This is a genomic window from Bacteroides ndongoniae (assembly GCF_900108345.1).
In the GTDB taxonomy this organism is placed as follows: Bacteria; Bacteroidota; Bacteroidia; order Bacteroidales; family Bacteroidaceae; genus Bacteroides; species Bacteroides ndongoniae.
In genome coordinates this window covers 55812-74493 of the sequence record NZ_FNVV01000012.1, presented here as the reverse complement: position 1 = coordinate 74493, position 18682 = coordinate 55812, and the positions used below count along the sequence as shown (strand labels likewise).

Here is an 18682-nt window from a genome sequence, read left to right as displayed (position 1 = left end):
TTGAATAATTGTATGGATGCAGAATTTAGTAAACAGACATATATATGGAAAAGATATTAGATCTGGAGAAGCTGACGGCAGACGTCTGCCGCATAGCCCGCGAAGCGGGTGCATTTCTGAAAAGCGAACGGCTGAACTTCCGTCGTGAAATGGCACAGGAGAAACATGCGCACGATTATGTATCATACGTGGACAAGGAGTCGGAACGCCGGTTGGTGATGGCATTGCGTGACTTGTTGCCCGAGGCAGGTTTTATCACCGAAGAGGGATCGGCCGAATATCACGACGAACCTTACTGTTGGGTGGTCGATCCGCTGGACGGAACGACGAATTATATTCATGACAATGCTCCGTATTGTGTCAGCATAGCCTTGCGCAACAAGCAGTCGCTTTTGTCGGGTGTGGTTTATGATCCGTGTCGGGATGAGTGTTTCTATGCCTGGCAGGGTGGAGGTGCTTATGTGAACGGGCAGCCGATGCGGGTATCTGCAGTAAAACGTGTCGAAGATTCGTTTTTGGTAGTAGAACTTCCTTATAACTCGGACAGTTATGCCCGTACCGGCGAGCATTTGATACACGAACTTTATGGTAAGGTAGGCGGTATTCGTATGAATGGTTCGGCAGCATTGGCTATCTGTTATGTGGCTGCCGGTCGGTTCGATGGCTGGCTGGAGGCTTTTATTGGTAAGTGGGATTTCTCTGCAGCAGCCCTTATGGTGCAGGAAGCCGGCGGACGAGTAACCGATTTCTATGGAAATGAGAATTTTCTGGAAGGTCATCACGTTGTGGCCACTAACGGTTATCTGCATCCGCTGTTACTGGAACTGGTGGCTCAAGTTCCGCCGAAAATGTAACCCGGTGGTTTATGTGGGAGGTTGTAAAACTCTGGCTTCATTCGTTACTGCACTTGCTTTTTCCTTATCGTTGTGCGGTGTGTGGCGAAGTCCTGATGGAGGGTGAAGAGGGAATCTGCATCTCCTGCAATATCGATATGCCCCGTACGAATTATCATTTGAAGAAAGATAATCCGGTGGAACGCATGTTCTGGGGGAAGTTTCCGATAGAGCGTGCTTCGGCATACTTTTTCTATCGGAAAGGAAGTGCCTATCACAGTATTCTGCATTTGCTGAAGTACGAGGAGCGGAAAGACTTGGGAGATGTGATGGGGCGTTTCATGGCAGCCGAATTGAAGATGAGCGGTTTCTTTGACGGGATCGATGTCATTGTGCCTGTGCCTCTGCATCCGCGTAAAGAACGTGCACGTGGGTATAATCAAAGTGCCTGTCTGGCAAAAGGTATTTCACGTGTGACAGGCATTCCGGTTGACCTTACCTCGGTTGTACGCGAAAAATATACGGAATCGCAAACGCAAAAGTCGGCGTACGAACGTTGGGAAAATATGAACGGTGTCTTCAGGCTTCTTTGTCCCGAACGGTTTATGGGGAAGCACATCTTGCTGGTAGATGATGTGCTGACTACCGGTGCTACGACCACAGCCTGTGCCGATGCGTTCGAGTCTGTGGACGACATACGTATTAGTGTGCTGGCATTGGCGCTGGCCGGTGACTGACAGATATGAAAAAAGAAGGTGTGTCAAAAAGCACACCTTCTTTTTTTTAGCACAAAGCCCCGACTTTCACAAGCTGGGGCTTTGTTATTACCTAAAGATTTTGTATCTTTAAGCATAAAGAATTATACATATGGCAAAGATACATTTTCGTCCATACACACCCAACCAAACGGTACTTTTTCCGCAAAGAATCGATGAAGATATTGCAGAAAACGATCCTGTACGCATGGTTGACGCTTTGGTTGAAAGCCTGAATCTTGAAAGTTTCAGGAAGTTATACAAAGAATGCGGCCGTAGTCCTTACCATCCCAAGATGATGCTAAAGGTTATCTTGTATGCCTATATGAACAATATATACTCCTGCCGGAAAATAGAAAAGCTTCTTCATCGTGATATCCATTACATTTGGTTAGCCGGTTATGAGAAACCGGACTTCATTACTATCAACCGTTTCCGTAATCGGGTGAAGAAGGAGATTAACGAAGTGTTTACCCAAACCGTACTTCTGCTTTCATCCAAAGGTTTCGTCAGTCTGAATGTGGAATATATTGACGGAACAAAGATTGAGTCCAAGGCCAACAAATATACTTTTGTATGGCGGAAGACTGTTGAACATAATCGTGAACGCCTGATGAAGAAAATCAGGGTTCTGTTAAGCCAAATAGATGACGTCATCGCTCAGGAAAAAGCTTCGGAAAACAACGATGGAATTGAGTTTACCCCTTCCATATTGACAGAAATGGCTGGGGAATTACGCAATGCCCTTGAACAGGCTGCAGAGCCTTCCACGAAAGAGCAGAAATCAGAGCTGAAAAAGAAACACAAACAGCTGAAAGAACTGGAAGCTCACAGGGATAAGCTTCAGGAATACAACACCCATTTGGGCAATCTTCAGGACCGTAACTCTTATTCCAAGACAGACAAAGAAGCCACCTTTATGAGAATGAAAGAGGATGCCATGCGTAACGGTCAGACAAAACCCGGATATAATCTTCAGATTGCTACGGAAAATCAATTCATTATCGATTATTCTCTTTTCCCGAATCCGACTGACACCTTGACGATGATTCCCTTTCTGAAGTCCTTTGCCGACAGATACGGGCAGTTGGCTCATACGGTGGTTGCTGATTCCGGTTACGGATCAGAAGAGAATTACCACTTTATGTCGGAAAACGGGATGGAAGCATACGTCAAATACAATTATTTCCACATGGAGCAGCGGCCAAGATTTAAACCGGATCCTTTTAAGGCCGAAAACTTTTTCTACAATGAAGAACAGGATTACTGCGTCTGTCCAATGGGGCAAAAGATGCAGAGGGTAGGTACCAGGCATACGAAAACCGAATCCGGATATGTAGTCGAATATGTCAGGTATAGGGCTGTCAGATGCGAAGGATGTCCGTTAAGATGTCTGTGTTTTAAAGCTAAAGGAAACAGGACGATAGAACTGAATCACCGACTCAGGATATACAAACAGAAAGCCCGGGAACTTCTCTGTTCCGAAGAAGGGTTGAAATACAGAGGGCAAAGGTGTATAGAGCCGGAAGCTGTATTTGGACAGATAAAATTCAACATGAACTACAAGCGCTTCCGTCATTTTGGGAAGGACAAGGTTCTTATGGACTTTTCCTTCCTGGCCATCGCCTTCAATATAAAAAAGATGTGTACCAAGATGAATAAAGAGGGTATAAATTGGCCAATTAAACACCTTTACGGCCTTATTACCGCTCATTTAAGCTATTGGGAACAAAATAATCGAGATTATCTTCAGAATATCGCTGCCTGAAAGAGTTAACTACGCTCTTATCGCTGATAAAGAAAAGAGGGTGAATCGCGTATTACGACACACCCTCTTTCTGCTCTTCGTCTTGGACTTGAACCAAGGACCCTCTGATTAACAGTCAGATGCTCTAACCGACTGAGCTAACGAAGAATGTTGCATTTGAGTTTCGCTCTTCGTCTTGGACTTGAACCAAGGACCCTCTGATTAACAGTCAGATGCTCTAACCGACTGAGCTAACGAAGAATGTTGTTTTTTCTCAAATGCGCTGCAAAAGTAATAGGATATTTTGAAATATGCAATATCTTTGCAGAAAATTTTTCGAAAAATGGATAAAATACTTGGTTTAGGAAATGCTTTGGTCGATGTACTGGTGACTCTCGAAGACGATAATGTGCTGAAAGAAATGGGTCTTACCAAAGGAGCCATGACATTGATTGATGAAGATAAGCTGCTGAAAATAAACGATTTCTTTAGTAAGAAGGAAACGCATTTGGCTACGGGAGGCTCTGCGGGAAATGCTATAAATGCGCTTGCTTCGCTGGGAGCGGCTACCGGACTGATAGGAAAGATAGGAAATGACCGTTACGGCGATTTTTTCAGGGAAAAGTTTCAGAAGCGTGGTACGGAAACGTTTTTGCTTACTTCGGATACCTTGCCGTCGGGGGTTGCCTCTACTTTTATTTCTGCTGATGGCGAACGTACATTTGCCACTCATTTGGGGGCGGCCGCTGCTTTGAAAGCCGAAGAGCTTACATTAGATATGTTCCGTGGATATGCTTATCTGTTCGTTGAAGGGTATCTGGTGCAGGATCACGATGTGATTTTGCATGCTATTGAACTTGCCAAGGAGGCAGGTTTGCAAGTATGTCTGGATATGGCCAGCTTCAATATTGTTGCTGGTGATCAGGATTTCTTTTTGCTGTTAGTAAATAAATACGTAGATATAGTATTTGCCAATGAAGAAGAGGCTAAAGCCTTTACTGGTAAGGAAGGAAAAGAAGCGTTGGATGTGATTGCAGGAATGTGTAGTATTGCTGTGGTGAAGATGGGAGCACGCGGATCGCTGGTACGTAAAGGTACTGAAACGATAGTAGTTGATGCTTGCAAGGTGGACCGTGTTGTCGATACGACCGGAGCGGGCGACTACTTTGCTGCAGGTTTTCTGTACGGACTGACAAGCGGTTATGCTTTGGAACGCTGTGCACGGATTGCCAGTCTTGTTTCCGGTGAGGTGATTCAGGTGATCGGTGCAGAATTGCCCGAAGAAAAATGGGATGTGATAAAAGGAAAACTCGAACTTAATAACTGATTGACGTGAAAAAGATTTTTAAGTTACGCTGGCTGGTAGCCATGATGCTGGTGCTGGGCGCGGTAGCCTTTTGGGGCTTTAAGAGCGGTGATAGCCGTAGTTTTCAGATTGCAAAGAATCTGGATGTATTCAACTCGATAGTCAAGGAATTGGATTTGTTTTATGTAGATACCATCAATCCGGACAAAACCATTCGCGAAGGTATTGATGCCATGCTTTATTCGCTCGATCCTTATACGGAATATTATCCCGAAGACGACCAAAGCGAACTGGAACAAATGCTGAAGAACTCTTATGGTGGTATTGGTTCTATCATTACCTGGGATGCCAAGCTGAAGCATTCGGTGATTGCCGAACCTTATGAAGGAATGCCGGCTGCTACTTCGGGACTGAAAGCAGGTGATGTACTAATGGCTATTGACGGGAAAGATTTGGCTGGGAAAAATAATCAGGAAGTAAGCGAAATGCTTCGTGGACAGGTGGGCACTGGATTCAAGCTGACTGTACAGCGTCCGGGAACGGAAAAAACATTGGATTTTGATATCGTGCGCCGTTCCATCCAGTTACCTATTATACCTTACTATACAGTGCTGGATGATCAGATCGGGTATATCAATCTGAGTACGTTCTCCGGCAATCCTTCGAAAGAATTCAAACAGGCCTTTCTTGATTTGAAGAAGAAAGGAATCACTTCACTGGTTATCGATTTGCGCAACAATGGAGGAGGTTTATTGGACGAAGCTATCGAGATTGCAAATTTCTTTCTTCCTCGTGGAAAGGTATTGGTAACTACCAAAGGAAAGATAAAGCAGGCCAGCAATACATACAAAACCTTGCGTGAACCGTTGGATCTTGATATTCCTTTGGCGGTGCTGGTGAACAGTTCTACGGCTTCTTCGTCGGAAATTCTGGCGGGCTCATTACAGGATCTTGACCGTGCAGTAATTGTTGGAAACCGTACTTTCGGTAAGGGATTGGTACAGACTACCCGTATGCTTCCTTATGGAGGAACGATGAAGCTGACCACATCCAAATACTATATCCCAAGCGGTCGTTGTGTGCAGGCCATTGACTATAAGCATCGCAACGAGGATGGCAGTGTGGGACGTATTCCTGACAGTCTGACTACTGTGTTCCATACGGCTGCCGGTCGAGAGGTACGCGACGGTGGTGGTGTGACTCCTGATATTGAGGTAAAACAGGACAAACTTCCCAATATTCTGTTCTATCTGGTCAACGACAATCTGATTTTCAATTATGCTACCCAGTACTGTCTGAAGCATGCTACCATAGCCGAACCGGAGAAATTTGTGATAACCGACGCAGACTATGCCGATTTTAAGGAAATGGTGAAGAAAGCCGATTTCAAGTATGACCAGCAGACGGAAAAGATTCTGAAAAGCTTGAAGGAAATGGCTGAGTTCGAGGGCTATCTGACAGATGCTTCTAAAGAATTCGATGCTTTGGAGAAGAAACTGACTCATAATCTGGACCGTGATTTGGATTACTTCTCAAAGGATATCAAAAACATGATAGCTTTGGAGATCGTGAAACGTTATTATTATCAGCGAGGAGCCATTATCGAGCAGCTGAAAGATGATGATGATTTGAAGAAAGCAGTCGAAATACTGACTAGTCCGGAGGAATATCGCAAGATGCTGAGCTCACCGGAAGTGAAAGAATAATAAATCCGTTTAATCTTTATTTTAGCCCGAATAGTACAACTGTTCGGGCTTTTATGTTCTATTTCTCCTTTTTGTGGCTTGTAAGTCCTATTCGTATTGCCTATATTTGCAAAAAAGAATAAACGGACGTTAAGAAGTAATTCTTTGTGGTTCCTGCGTCTTTTTTGTTTCCTTATATGCTGAATGAGGGAATCCATCGGCAATTGTAAAACGGACAAAATTATGAAGAACGTTAAAATTTGGCAAGTATTGTTGTGTGTTGTGCTGCTCGGTTCTGTTCCTGCTCAGGCACAGTTTCTTCGTACTTCTTATTTTATGGAGGGTAGTCATTACCGTATGCAATTAAATCCTGCTTTGACTCCTGGACGCGGATATCTTAATCTTCCTGTAATAGGTTCGTTCAACGCTACTGTCAATACATCTTCGTTGGGTTATCAAGATGTGATAGACATTATAGATAACAGTAGCGATGGTGATTACTTCATGAGTAGTGATTTTATCAACCGTTTGGATGCAACAAACGAACTGAATGTTAACCTGAGTACCGATATCATCTCTGCCGGTTGGTATAAGGGGAAGAATTTCTGGTCATTTAATATTGGTTTGCGTAACGATATCGGTGCTTCTGTTCCAAGAACCATGTTTGAATTCATGCGTGAGATGAATGGTGTGGATATTAATTCGATTGATTGGTCGAATTATAACCGTACAGTAGATAAGGAAAGTCTGAATATCAATTCGTATGCCGAGATTGGTGTAGGTTTTGCACGTGATATTAATGCTCGTTTGACGGTAGGTGGACGTGTGAAAGCCTTGTTGGGTATTGGTAATATGAAGCTGGATATAAACAAAATTGCAGTTAATACGAATTTGCAAGGTATTGCAGATGTTGAAAATCTGGACTGGAGTCGTGTAGCAGATGATCAGGAGTATGCCAATGAACTGGCAGAGAAAATCGGTGGTACAGGACGTATTGATGTGGAAGCTCGTTTGGAAAGCTCGTTCAAAGGATTGGAACTTCAGGAAAATGAAGATGGTTATATTGATGAGTTTAAGTTTGAAGGCGATAAACTTGGTATTGCCGGCTATGGTGCAGCAATTGACTTGGGAGCCTCTTATAAACTGCTCGATCGATTGACGCTTTCTGCTTCTATCCTCGACTTGGGCTTTATGAAGTGGAGTAAGAACGGTACGTCGGTTGCAACTTCCAGAAGTTCTGAAAACTTAAGTTTTGACTTTAACCAACCTACGCTGCAAGGAAAGGTGGACGAAGTGCAACGCTTTGCCAATGTAGTAGGTAGCGGCGAGGTACTGAACTTTGATATGTTGCAGATGCAGGTCGATGAAAATGAAGCTAAGTCGCGTTCAACCAGTCTGACATCTACGCTGGTAATCGGTGCCGAATATGCTCTGCTGGGCAATTGGTTGACAGTAGGAGCGCTTTATACCAGCCGTTTTGCTAAGCCAAAGACGTTGAATGAGTTGACGTTCTCGGCTAATCTCCGTCCTGCAAACAGTTTGAATCTGGCTGCCAGCTATTCTGTTCTGCAAGGATCGGGTAAAACATTTGGTGTAGCAGTGAAGTTAGGTCCGCTTTTCGTAGGAACAGACTATATGTATTTAGGCGAGAATTCGAAGAATGTAAACGCCTATATCGGAATCTCTCTTCCTTTAAGCAAGCAGAAGAAGCCTGCTGATATTTGAGAAAGCGTTAACCTGTAATTGTAAGTTAGGTAAGTTTTTTTATTCTGCTTTAAGCAGATTAAACCCTCAGTTTATTTTTAGTAAACAGGAATAGACTTATATTTATTGGTTTTCAGTGAATTAGGTTTGTTGCTGGATGGTTAAGCATGTAAATTCAGGCATATAAAAAGAATGAGCGGGAATGTTTATTTTGCATACATTCTCGCTCATTCTTTCTTTAAGAGAGGGGGTTAAGCCTTCGGATTGTCCTCTTTCCAGTCTCCGTTGGCTTTTATCAGTTCTATTAGTTTTTCTACGGCTTCTTCCTCGGGGATATTCTTTTCGATGCACTCTTTCTTTTTGTACAGGCTGATTTTACCTCGTCCGGCACCTACATAGCCATAGTCGGCATCGGCCATTTCGCCGGGACCATTCACTATACAGCCCATGATTCCGATTTTCAGTCCTTTCAGGTGGCTTGTAGCCGCTTTGATGCGGGCTATTGTCTGGGTAAGGTCGTAAAGTGTGCGTCCACAACCGGGGCAGGAGATGTATTCGGTTTTGCTGGTACGTAACCGTCCGGCCTGTAGAATGTTGAAGGCAGTAGCATCGATCAGTTTATCATCGATGTGCAGGCCCTTTTGCGGGTTGTTCTGGTTGAAGAGGAAGATTCCGTCGCAGAATCCGTCGAATATCAGTGCTCCCATATCGGTGGCAGCCTTGAGCTGGAAATCCTCGGTTTCAGCCTCGGCGTAGTGCTGGAAGAAAATGACAGGATTCTTCAAGCCTTCACTCATCAACTGGTGCACCAGTGCGCGTTGTTCGCCTAAACGGTTAGGATGATTGCTTTGCGCGATAAGTACCATTTCCGGATGGTATTTCAGGCAGGCTATAGCTTCGTCGTTCAGTCCCATATAAGTTATGAAGAGGAACTTCAGCGGAGAGTTGCAGGCGCTGAGGAACGGAAGCTGGTCGCTTTTGAAGGCAGGCCACGTATTCGGTTGGTTTTGCCAGACATCGGCATCGACAATGAATTGTACTTCGGATGCCTCTTTCCCTTCTGTTGTATACGTTTCGGGTTGTTTGTGCCCGATATATACATAGTCGGGCATGAATTGCGGATTGAAGTCCAGTTTGCCTTCCAGTCGTGCGGCAATTACTACGGGCTGCTGCTCACCGCCTATGTTACGCACAGCATGAGTGGTACGGCGCGCAGGATTCAGGTAAGAGAATGCTGGGGCCGTTGCTCCGGGGATGTAAGGATGGTCGTTGCGTTGTCCGATGTAGTCAACCAATTTACGTGCTACGGGGATTTCCGCTTCGGGTGCTTCACTCAGCGAAACCCGGATGGTGTCTCCAAGTCCGTCGGCAAGCAACGCTCCTATGCCAAGAGCCGACTTGATGCGTCCATCTTCTCCGTCACCGGCTTCGGTCACTCCGAGGTGGAGAGGGAAATGCATTCCTTCTTTTTCCATGACTTCTGCCAAAAGGCGTACGGTACGTACCATTACTACCGTATTGGAGGCTTTAATGGAGATGACAACATCGGTGAAGTGTTCTTCTACGCAGATGCGGAGAAACTCCATACACGATTCGACCATACCTTCGGGGGTGTCGCCGTAGCGGGACATGATGCGGTCGGACAGTGAGCCGTGGTTCACGCCGATACGGATGGCTGTGTGGTTTTCCTTGCAGATGTTCAGGAACGGAACAAAACGGTCACGAATCTTTTGCAGCTCTTTGGCATATTCTTCATCGGTATATTCCAGATGCTTGAATGTTCGTGCGGCATCTACATAGTTACCTGGATTAATGCGGACCTTCTCTGCGTAAAGAGCAGCTACATCTGCAACTTTGGGGTTGAAGTGGACATCGGCCACCAAGGGAACAGTATAGCCATCCTGGCGCAATGCGGCATTGATGTTCCGTAGGTTTTCCGCTTCCTTGACTCCCTGAGTGGTGAGGCGTACATATTCTCCTCCGGCATCTACAATACGCTTGGCTTGTGCAACGCATGCTTCGGTGTCCTGCGTTGCTGTATTAGTCATACTTTGTATACGAATGGGGTTGGAACCACCCATTGGGGTAGCACCTATGTTTACTTCCGAAGTTTCTCGGCGAGAATAATTGAATAAGTCCACGTAGATAATTGATTAAAGATTGGTGTTTTGGAATTATAAGAATATGGGTGTGCCAAATTAGGGAATATTTTTCTTTAGGCATGAATTACGCGGAAAAACACGAGAAAAATAATCCGTGAAAATCCGTGTAATCCGTGCCCGAAAATAACAATATGCAGTTGCTCTTAATGTTGACACACCCCATACTGTTCTAAGATACAGCCACTTCTTTTAAGAAAATATGGCTTAGTTGGTCTTATATTCGTATTTAATTTCTTTCAGATCCTCGTTTGCCTTGACTATTTTTTTCTTCAGTCCTTCTTTATAGGAGGCGAAGTTCTCGGCTAATATAGGATCGCTCAGGGCCAGAATCTGTACAGCTAAGATGGCCGCATTCATGGCGCCGTCGATGGCAACGGTAGCTACCGGTATGCCGGGAGGCATTTGAATGATAGAATACAAGGCATCCATTCCACTCAGTGAGGAACCCTTGATGGGAATACCGATGACGGGCAGCGTAGTATTGGCTGCAATCACTCCAGGCAGGGCTGCAGCCATTCCGGCAGCGGCAATGATGACCTTGATGCCTCGTTTGCTGGCATTCTTGGCAAAGCTTTCAACGGCTTCCGGTGTGCGGTGAGCCGATAAAGCATTCATTTCGAACGGTACATGCAAGTCATTGAGCAGTTGTGCGGCCTTCTCTACTACAGGGAGGTCGGACGTGCTGCCCATGATGATGCTGACGATAGGTGAATACATATTCGTTACTTTATTTATTATTTCAGTTGATAGGGAAGACTACAATCACAATGAAGATGTGCCTATAAGGCTAGTAAATGCTATCAGGCATTTACCAGTGCTTTATAAGCCTCTGCATCGAGCAATTCATCAAAGTTTGCGTCATCGGCAGGTTTGATTTTGATGATCCAGCCTTCGCCGTAAGGATCTTGGTTGACAAGTTCCGGCTGGTCGGCCAATGCCTCGTTCTGTTCCAGGATGGTTCCAGCTACCGGCAAGAACAGGTCTGAAATGGTTTTTACTACTTCGATGGTGCCAAATGTCTCACCGGCTGCCAATGTTTCGTCTACTGTGGGAATATCAACAAAAACGATATCACCTAATTGCTCTTGTGCGTAATCGGTAATTCCTACATAAGCTATATCACCTTCCACGCGGATCCATTCATGTTCTTTAGTGTACTTTACATCTGTTGGAAAATTCATAATTTTTAGTTTTAAGGGATTAATATTCTTGTTAATTATCTAATTGTTATTTTCTTTTTTGTTACGTAAGATCTTATCCATATTCCTTTATTCCTGCCCGACAGTTGTCAGAGCATCAAGATGCGGAACGTTATATTGCTCAAAGGGTGTAGCACCAGCAGTGAGCATAGCAGGCCTACGGCAAACCCTCCGACAACCTCGCCCAGTGTATGGTGACTTAAAATAAGGCGTGCCGTTCCCAATACCCCGGATATCAGAATGAACAGGCACAACCACCATACAGGATTGTAGCCGAACAAAGCACTGAAAGCGACCAGCCCTCCTACAATAGCTCCGGAACCGGCCATGTGTTCGCTCAGTTTCCAGCGCAAGTTCACTACTACACAGATGATCATCATAATCAGTGCTGCCAGAATGATACCGCTCATATACCAAGGAATGTTGAGCCGATACATCATTAGCAGGCAGAATATGTAGGAAGTAATGGTCAGGATGAACGGAACATAACGTTTTTTGCGATCAGCCAAATCCTCGGGAGTGAAACCGTTGATTTTCCGGAAGATGAAAATGGTAAGCATAGGCATCAGTATGGTGAAACAATACACCACTCCCAGCACTATCAGCTTGTATTGCAGCGGCATGATGCGCAGATAAGAAAAAATGAGTAGAATCAAGAATGCCAAAAACGGGATAGAAAACGGTGTGAATAGAACCGAAATCACTTTGGCGATCCTTATCAGGGTTTTGTCTGCAATGATATGTTCTTCAGTCATGATTCTATTTGTTTTTTGGGGACAACTTGAAAGTTTTATGATTACTGTACTATAAGAAAACTTACCGTCTTAACCGTGCCACAGGTATGTTCATCTGCTGGCGGTATTTGGCTACTGTTCGCCGTGCTATCGGGTAACCTTTTTCTTTCAGTATTTCAGTCAGTTCATCGTCGGTATAGGGCTTCTTTTTGTCCTCGTTGTCGATGCATTCTTTCAAGATCTTGCGTATTTCGCGGACAGACATTTCTTCGCCTCCCTCGGTGGTATATCCATCGTTGAAGAAGAATTTCAGCGGATAAATACCATAATTGGTCTGTACGTATTTGCTGTTGCTGACGCGCGATATGGTTGAAATGTCCAGTCCTGTGCGTTCGGCCACGTCTTTCAGTATCATGGGACGTAGCAGCGACTCATCGCCTTCAAGAAAGAAGGGACGTTGCAGGTCGATAATGGCTTGCATGGTAGTCATCAGCGTATTCTGCCGTTGTTTGACAGCATCGATAAATCCCTGGGCAGCATCCATTTTCTGCTTCAGAAACATCATAGCTTCTTTGGACTCTTTCGACTGATTGGCTTTGTTTTTGGTATGTTCTTCAACCATCTCGGTAAAGTCGCGGCTCATGCGCAGTTCGGGCATGTTGCGGTTGTTCAACGTGAGGTTGATGGTACCGTCGTCGTATGTGTCGACAATAAAGTCGGGTATGATTTGCTGCATGTTCTTGCCGATGGCTTCGCCTAGTGATGCTCCAGGGCGTGGGTTCAGCTTGCAGATTTCTTTGACGGCTTGCTGAAATATGCTGTCGTCAAGGTTCAGTTTCTGCTGTATCTTGTCCCAGTGTTTACGGGTGAACTCCTCGTAACATTCGGCGATGATTTTTTCTTCGACATACAATAAGGAGTCGGGGGCAGGATGCTGTTGCTCAATTTTCCGTTGTATCTGGATGAGCAGACATTCTTGCAGGTTACGGGCGCCTAATCCTGCGGGATCGAAGTCCTGGATAATTTTCAGTGCCTTTTCCAGTTCCTCGGTGCTGGCATTGATGCCCGAATAGATGGCGAGTTCGTCGCTGATGCTGTCCAATGACTTGCGTAGCAGGCCATCATCATCCAGAGAACCTATCAGATATTCGGCCAGTTCGCGTTGGTGCTCAGTCAGATCGCGCTCTCCTAATTGCTCTTTCAATGTTTCATAAAACGAAGTGGCATCCGAGAAAGGTATTTCTTCGGGTTGTTCACCTTTCGTGCGGTTGTTTTCCTGAAGCTTATAGTCGGGGATATCATCTTCGTTCAAGTAGTCGCTCAGCGAGTCATAGCTGGTATCTCCTTCGTCGTTTTCAGTACCGTTTTCAGAGTTTTCGGTATATTCGTCGTTAGAGGTCTCTTCCTTTCCTTCTTCCAGTGCGGGATTTTCCAGAAGTTCGGCACGCACCCTATCCTCCAGTTCCACAGCCGGAAGTTCGAGCAGTTTCACTACCAGAATTTGCTGTGGCGACAGCGTTTGTATCTGTTGCTGCGCCTGAGTCTGTATCTGTCGGGATCCTTGTGCCATATTTTAGTTCAGTTATGATTCTCACCGCAAAAATAGTGAATAGTTCGATAATGTGAAATCTTCGCCCGTTATATTTTCGAGTTAGCCAGGCTGGCTTCACTTGTATCTGCAGCTTTGCCAGGTAGGTATGGCTGGGGATATATTACTTCCCGTTTGTGTTCTATATTGGAAAAATATATTCTCATCACTGTGAGAATAGTTTTCTCATACTTATGAGAATGGTCTTCTCATTATTGTGAGAATAGACTTCTCATAGTTATGAGAAACTGATGAGACAAGTAGGTACGGAATGGAAACATTCCGTATTTTTAGATAAGAAGGATGCGTCTCGGCAAAAAAATTAAGCAAGCTTATTTTTTTACTTTCGACTTTCACTATCTTTGGATAAGATAGGATACGGTTCGGCATAATCAAATTGAAAATTTTATTTTCATTTGCTTCTGCTCTCACCTTTCACTATCTTTGTTGCAAATCAACTTATAAAAAATAGAAACACCATGTTTGCTAAAGAAACTTATGTACAGCGCAGAGCCCAGCTGAAAAAAAATATGGGTTCGGGGGTGTTATTGTTTTTGGGTAACGACGAGCAAGGCCTGAATTACGAGGACAATACTTTCCGTTACCGTCAGGACTCCACCTTTCTCTATTACTTTGGCTTGTCGTTTGCAGGTCTTTCTGCCATTATCGATGTAGATGAAGACAAGGAAATTATATTTGGAGACGAACTGACCATTGACCACATTGTCTGGATGGGTACACAACCGACACTGCACGAGAAAGCTGCAGCAGTTGGAATTACCGAAACCCGTCCGTATGCCGAGATAGCCGGTTATTTGCAGAAGGCCGTAGCACAGGGACGTACGGTTCATTATCTGCCGCCTTACCGTGCCGAGCATAAGCTGAAGCTGATGGACTGGCTGGGAATAGCACCTGCCTGTCAGGAAGGGTCCGTTCCTTTTATCCGGGCCGTAGTGTCACAGCGTAATTATAAGTCGGCCGAAGAAATTGCCGAAATAGAAAAAGCCTGCAACGTGACAGCCGATATGCATATTACGGCCATGAAGGTGCTTCGTCCGGGCATGTACGAATATGAGGTAGTAGCTGAAATGAATCACGTAGCCCAGCGCAACAATTGCGACCTTTCGTTTGCTACCATTGCTACCATCAACGGACAGACCCTGCACAACCATTACTATGGCAATAAGGTAAAACCAGGAGACTTGTTCCTGATTGATGCCGGTGCTGAACTTCCTTCAGGCTATTGCGGTGATATGTCGTCTACCATTCCTGCCGACAAGACCTTCACACCGCGCCAACGTGCTGTTTACGAAATACAGAATGCCATGCATCTGGAGTCGGTTAAGGCACTTCGTCCGGGCATCCCTTATATGGAAGTGTACGACCTTTCTGCCCGTGTTATGGTCGAGGGTCTGAAAGACCTGGGACTGATGAAAGGCAATGCCGAAGATGCCGTACGCGAGGGAGCACATGCTTTGTTCTATCCTCACGGACTGGGACACATGATGGGCCTTGATGTACATGATATGGAAAACCTTGGAGAACAGTGGGTAGGCTATAACGGACAGCCCAAGAGTACCCAGTTTGGCCGTAAGAGCCAGCGCTTGGCCATTCCGTTGGAACCGGGCTTCGTACATACGGTAGAGCCGGGCATTTATTTCATTCCCGAACTGATAGACCTGTGGAAAGCAGAGAAGAAGTTTGCCGATTTCATTAATTACGATAAGGTAGAGGAATACCGTCATTTCGGAGGTATCCGCAACGAAGAAGATTACCTTATTACCGAGACGGGCGCACGCCGTTTGGGTAAGAAGATTCCGTTGACTCCTGATGAAGTAGAAGCACTGCGCTGATTACGTTAATCAAGGGCTATTAAAAAAAGAACTGCGGGTAACAAGAGGCTGAATGGCATAAGCCGTATCGTCTTCTGTTACCCGCAGTCGTTTTTTCAGTTTGTCAGGCATGTAGTTCCAAAATGAATCGTGCCCCCTTTGTATAACTTTCGTCCAGTGTCAGCGAACCGTTCATTCGGGTTGCTATCAGTGCACAGATGGGCAATCCCAGTCCGTCGCCTTTGGTCAGGTCTTTTACCTCGGCAAACGGTTTGAAGATATTAGCCCGTTTTTCTTCGGCAATGCCACATCCCGTATCGCTTACGATAAACTGGTGAGTGTGTGCGCCACGTTTCTTGAAATCCAGCCATATTTTACCGCCGGCCGGCGTGTATTCGGCAGCGTTCTGTAGCAGATGTAGCAGGATATGCTCCAACTGTTCCGAATTGATTTTTACGGTCAGCTTGGGAGCGTTGACAGCCAGGGTTACATCGGATTTTGTTTTGTCTTTGATCTTCTCCATTACGCTTTCACAGAAGGTTGATATGTTCTTTTCCTCCATCTCGTAAGGTTCGTCCAGGCTGTTTTCCAGTTCCGACAGTTCCTGTATGTGGGCGTTGAATGCATGCAGTGCTTTCACTCCGGGCAGTTTGGCATCCAGTGTATCCAATGTCGGCTCCATTTGGGCAGAAATGTTTTGTATGAACTTTGTTTTCAGCTCATTGTGCTCGTTGGCAATGCTGATGGCTTTCTTCTGCTTACGCGTCAGCATGATGAAGCGCAACAGGACGATTGCTCCGAATACCAACACTGCTGCCAGTATCGCAGCCAATACGCATAGTCCGATGATAATATACTGTTTGGCACTTAACGAGTCATCTTTTTCCTGAATGGTGTTCAGGCTTTCATCGTATTTGCGTTTCAAGGCGCTCAGTTCGTCTTGAGCGTTCAAGGCTTTTACAGAGTCGTTCCATACGATGTATTGGTCGTATGTGCGTGCCACTAGTGCCGAGTTGTTGGCTTTGCGGGCAATGTCGATCAGGGTCTTGTAGCAGTCGTTTACTTTGGCATAATTCTTTTGGGCTTTGTATTTTCCTATCAGCCGGTTGATGGCTTCATCGCCTTGGGCATTCATGCCGAAAGTGTAATAATAGGTAGCCTGTGTATATAGCAAATCGTTGCTGAGTGAATCATTCCGGGCTGCTTTGGCTGTCTCTTCCAGCCGGTCAAGCTGTTCTTTGGCCCGTGAAGGGTTCTTCAGTTTGATGTACATCTGCAATCTTTCCTTGATAATGGGAAAACGAAGTTCGGGGAATGCTTTTTTCTCTTTCTGTTCTCCGGTGTAAACCACAGCTTCGGTATTTCTCAGCATGTCGAAAGCTTCTTTATAATAGTTTTCCTGATGATAAAGTGAGCTGACTTTGACTCCACATTCCACAACTTTACTGTATGCTCCCTGTGAAGCATAGGCATTGTAGGCTTGCAGGAAAAGATAACGCGACTTGATGTATTCCTTCTGTGCCAGATTCTGTTGCGCCTGTTTTAGCAGGTCGTCGGCGTTGTTTTGAGCGTATGCCCCTCCCAAGAAGCACCAGACTGTCAGGAGGAGCATGATTACTGTTCTTTTCATTATGATAATTTTAGTTTTTTGAGAAACAAGTTGTATTTTGTATTATGTATGGCTTGTATGTCTTGCTGTATCGACGGTTATTCCCAGTTGTCTGTCCTGAACGGATAAAGCGGGAGTTCCCGAATGTTGGCAACGTTACCCGGTTTGAAGTCACGGAAGCCGTAGCGTACAGCGGCAGGGGTAGGCACTTTGTCGGAGCTGACTTTGATTTGTCCTCCGTTGAGTTCTGCTTTTGCCGGATAGAAAACTTTGTCTTCGCCGGCTATCTCAAATCCTTGTATGTCGGTCATACGGTTGAAGCCTCCGCCGGCATTGTCGAACGAAAGCAGGGCTACTCCGTCTTTTATCTCCATTGATTTGTACACAGGGCCTACAGCCTCAATTCCCTTTATCTGATAGGTTTTGCTCAGTGCCATGTAGGCAAGCCGTTTCCCGACATTGCTTTTGTCTTTCGGATGAATGTTGTATTGTTCGTAGTTCTCTACAAGGTCGTTGGTCGAGATCATTCCGCTGTTGGGTATTATCTTTTGGGCATTGAACTGTGCTTCGCGTAGCAATGCGCTATAGTAGTTTTCGCTGGAACCGTATGGGGCTATCTCTACATAGTAGAATGGCAGTTCTCCCAGTCCCCATTCTTTTCGCCAGAGTTCGACCATCGTTTTCAGGCGCTCGGCGTATGTCTTGTGCTTACCTACGTTCGATTCACCCTGATACCACAGAAATCCTTTGATGGTATAGTTTTGCAAGGGTTTGATCATGCCGTTGTACATCAGGGTCGGGCTCATGTAGTGCCACCAGTCATGTCCTTCTTCCTTGCGGATGTCACGTTCCAGATTGATATCCGGATATTGTGCTACGATGTCGCGCGGAAGCCATCCTTCGACAGTAGAACCTCCCCAGCTGCTGTTTATGATACCGATGGGAATATCGAGAACCTGATTCATCATCATGGCAAAGTGGAAGCCGGTGGCACTGAATGCCGGAGCATTTTCCGGACAGCTGACTTTCCAGCTTCCTTTGCAGTTGTCCACAGGTTGAACCTGACCGTTCTTTTCGATGGTAGCTACCCGTATGCCTTTCCACTGGGCAGAGGTGGCAATAGTCTCGTTGGCACCTGCTACCGGACAATTCCAGAATCCGGCCAGAGGCATTTCCATATTCGATTGCCCTGAGCAGAACCACACCTCACCTATCAGGATGTTGTTGAGTTGCGTTGTCTCGCCGTCCGAGAATGTAATGCTGTAAGCATTGTAACTTGCTTGGGGCGTCTGTACTTTGGCAATCCATTTTCCGTCTTTATCGGACGTAGCCGTGTAAGTGCGGTTGTCCCACGATGGGCGGATGCTTACTTGTGCATTGGCTTTTGCCTTTCCCCACAACTTAACTTCGGTTTGCTGTTGCAGTACCATGTTGTCGCTCAGTATTTCGGGCAGTACGACTTTGCCCCAACTTGCTGTCTGCATCATGAGCAGGCAGGCTGCTACTATCTGTTTTTTCATTGTGTTAT

General features: G+C 45.5%; 14 protein-coding genes and 2 tRNA genes. 7 read left to right on the top strand and 9 right to left on the bottom strand.

The window, feature by feature from the left end; genetic code table 11:
* Positions 1–44 precede the first annotated feature (44 nt).
* The 3 genes from BQ5591_RS00675 to BQ5591_RS00665 all read left to right on the top strand — a co-directional run bounded on the left by BQ5591_RS00675 (position 45) and on the right by BQ5591_RS00665 (position 3356).
* Positions 45–854, top strand: coding sequence for an inositol monophosphatase family protein (locus BQ5591_RS00675; protein WP_022162920.1), 810 nt, complete (start codon positions 45–47; stop codon positions 852–854).
* Positions 855–865: 11 nt separating this feature from the next.
* Complete coding sequence (locus BQ5591_RS00670) at positions 866–1570, top strand: ComF family protein (protein WP_071148043.1); 705 nt, start codon at positions 866–868, stop codon at positions 1568–1570.
* A gap of 130 nt (positions 1571–1700) precedes the next feature.
* Positions 1701–3356: an IS1182 family transposase gene (locus BQ5591_RS00665; protein WP_071148042.1), complete on the top strand. Its 1656-nt coding sequence runs from the start codon at positions 1701–1703 to the stop codon at positions 3354–3356.
* A gap of 73 nt (positions 3357–3429) precedes the next feature.
* Here BQ5591_RS00665 and BQ5591_RS00660 read toward each other — a convergent pair.
* Both BQ5591_RS00660 and BQ5591_RS00655 read right to left on the bottom strand, forming a co-directional pair.
* Positions 3430–3503, bottom strand: a tRNA-Asn gene (locus tag BQ5591_RS00660).
* A 19-nt stretch (positions 3504–3522) separates the two neighbouring features.
* Positions 3523–3596: transfer RNA gene (locus tag BQ5591_RS00655), tRNA-Asn, on the bottom strand.
* Positions 3597–3678: 82 nt separating this feature from the next.
* On the opposite strand from BQ5591_RS00655, the gene BQ5591_RS00650 reads away from it, so the two are divergent.
* The 3 genes from BQ5591_RS00650 to BQ5591_RS00640 all read left to right on the top strand — a co-directional run bounded on the left by BQ5591_RS00650 (position 3679) and on the right by BQ5591_RS00640 (position 8051).
* On the top strand, positions 3679–4662 hold the full coding sequence (locus BQ5591_RS00650) for an adenosine kinase (protein WP_071148041.1): 984 nt from the start codon (positions 3679–3681) through the stop codon (positions 4660–4662).
* Between the two features lie 41 nt (positions 4663–4703).
* Positions 4704–6347 carry a S41 family peptidase gene (locus BQ5591_RS00645; protein ID WP_205410619.1) on the top strand — a complete coding sequence of 548 codons (1644 nt, stop codon included), beginning with the start codon at positions 4704–4706 and terminating at the stop codon, positions 6345–6347.
* A gap of 222 nt (positions 6348–6569) precedes the next feature.
* Entirely contained in the window at positions 6570–8051 is a 1482-nt protein-coding gene (locus BQ5591_RS00640; RefSeq protein ID WP_071148039.1) for a DUF5723 family protein, read from the top strand.
* Between the two features lie 230 nt (positions 8052–8281).
* Here BQ5591_RS00640 and BQ5591_RS00635 read toward each other — a convergent pair whose 3' ends face one another.
* The 5 genes from BQ5591_RS00635 to rpoN all read right to left on the bottom strand — a co-directional run bounded on the left by BQ5591_RS00635 (position 8282) and on the right by rpoN (position 13695).
* Complete coding sequence (locus BQ5591_RS00635) at positions 8282–10171, bottom strand: 4-hydroxy-3-methylbut-2-en-1-yl diphosphate synthase (RefSeq protein ID WP_083380833.1); 1890 nt, start codon at positions 10169–10171, stop codon at positions 8282–8284.
* Positions 10172–10396: 225 nt separating this feature from the next.
* On the bottom strand, positions 10397–10909 hold the full coding sequence (purE, locus tag BQ5591_RS00630; RefSeq protein ID WP_022162913.1) for a 5-(carboxyamino)imidazole ribonucleotide mutase: 513 nt from the start codon (positions 10907–10909) through the stop codon (positions 10397–10399).
* Positions 10910–10992: 83 nt separating this feature from the next.
* Positions 10993–11373, bottom strand: a complete 381-nt coding sequence (gene gcvH, locus BQ5591_RS00625; protein WP_022162912.1) for a glycine cleavage system protein GcvH — start codon at positions 11371–11373, stop codon at positions 10993–10995.
* A gap of 107 nt (positions 11374–11480) precedes the next feature.
* Complete coding sequence (locus BQ5591_RS00620; RefSeq protein WP_071148037.1) at positions 11481–12146, bottom strand: hypothetical protein; 666 nt, start codon at positions 12144–12146, stop codon at positions 11481–11483.
* 61 nt (positions 12147–12207) lie between these two features.
* A complete protein-coding gene (rpoN, locus tag BQ5591_RS00615) occupies positions 12208–13695 on the bottom strand; it encodes an RNA polymerase factor sigma-54 (RefSeq protein WP_022162910.1) in 1488 nt (495 codons plus the stop codon).
* A gap of 497 nt (positions 13696–14192) precedes the next feature.
* On the opposite strand from rpoN, the gene BQ5591_RS00610 reads away from it, so the two are divergent.
* Positions 14193–15566, top strand: coding sequence for an aminopeptidase P family protein (locus tag BQ5591_RS00610; RefSeq protein WP_071148036.1), 1374 nt, complete (start codon positions 14193–14195; stop codon positions 15564–15566).
* A 103-nt stretch (positions 15567–15669) separates the two neighbouring features.
* On the opposite strand, the gene BQ5591_RS00605 is transcribed toward BQ5591_RS00610, so the two are convergent.
* Together BQ5591_RS00605 and BQ5591_RS00600 are read right to left on the bottom strand one after the other, a co-directional pair.
* Positions 15670–17175, bottom strand: coding sequence for a sensor histidine kinase (locus BQ5591_RS00605; RefSeq protein ID WP_071148035.1), 1506 nt, complete (start codon positions 17173–17175; stop codon positions 15670–15672).
* A 77-nt stretch (positions 17176–17252) separates the two neighbouring features.
* The gene (locus tag BQ5591_RS00600) at positions 17253–18674 is read right to left on the bottom strand and encodes a sialate O-acetylesterase (RefSeq protein ID WP_071148034.1); all 1422 of its coding nucleotides are present in this window, start codon (positions 18672–18674) and stop codon (positions 17253–17255) included.
* Positions 18675–18682: the final 8 nt, after the last annotated feature.

Excerpts from the sequence above, each read along its gene's own strand:
- BQ5591_RS00675 (WP_022162920.1), top strand. The coding sequence starts at position 45 with ATGGAAAAGATATTAGATCTGGAGAAGCTGACGGCAGACGTCTGCCGC.
- BQ5591_RS00670 (WP_071148043.1), top strand. The coding sequence starts at position 866 with ATGTGGGAGGTTGTAAAACTCTGGCTTCATTCGTTACTGCACTTGCTT.
- BQ5591_RS00665 (WP_071148042.1), top strand. The coding sequence starts at position 1,701 with ATGGCAAAGATACATTTTCGTCCATACACACCCAACCAAACGGTACTT.
- BQ5591_RS00650 (WP_071148041.1), top strand. The coding sequence starts at position 3,679 with ATGGATAAAATACTTGGTTTAGGAAATGCTTTGGTCGATGTACTGGTG.
- BQ5591_RS00645 (WP_205410619.1), top strand. The coding sequence starts at position 4,704 with ATGATGCTGGTGCTGGGCGCGGTAGCCTTTTGGGGCTTTAAGAGCGGT.
- BQ5591_RS00640 (WP_071148039.1), top strand. The coding sequence starts at position 6,570 with ATGAAGAACGTTAAAATTTGGCAAGTATTGTTGTGTGTTGTGCTGCTC.
- purE (WP_022162913.1), bottom strand. The coding sequence starts at position 10,909 with ATGTATTCACCTATCGTCAGCATCATCATGGGCAGCACGTCCGACCTC.
- gcvH (WP_022162912.1), bottom strand. The coding sequence starts at position 11,373 with ATGAATTTTCCAACAGATGTAAAGTACACTAAAGAACATGAATGGATC.
- BQ5591_RS00620 (WP_071148037.1), bottom strand. The coding sequence starts at position 12,146 with ATGACTGAAGAACATATCATTGCAGACAAAACCCTGATAAGGATCGCC.
- rpoN (WP_022162910.1), bottom strand. The coding sequence starts at position 13,695 with ATGGCACAAGGATCCCGACAGATACAGACTCAGGCGCAGCAACAGATA.
- BQ5591_RS00610 (WP_071148036.1), top strand. The coding sequence starts at position 14,193 with ATGTTTGCTAAAGAAACTTATGTACAGCGCAGAGCCCAGCTGAAAAAA.
- BQ5591_RS00605 (WP_071148035.1), bottom strand. The coding sequence starts at position 17,175 with ATGAAAAGAACAGTAATCATGCTCCTCCTGACAGTCTGGTGCTTCTTG.
- BQ5591_RS00600 (WP_071148034.1), bottom strand. The coding sequence starts at position 18,674 with ATGAAAAAACAGATAGTAGCAGCCTGCCTGCTCATGATGCAGACAGCA.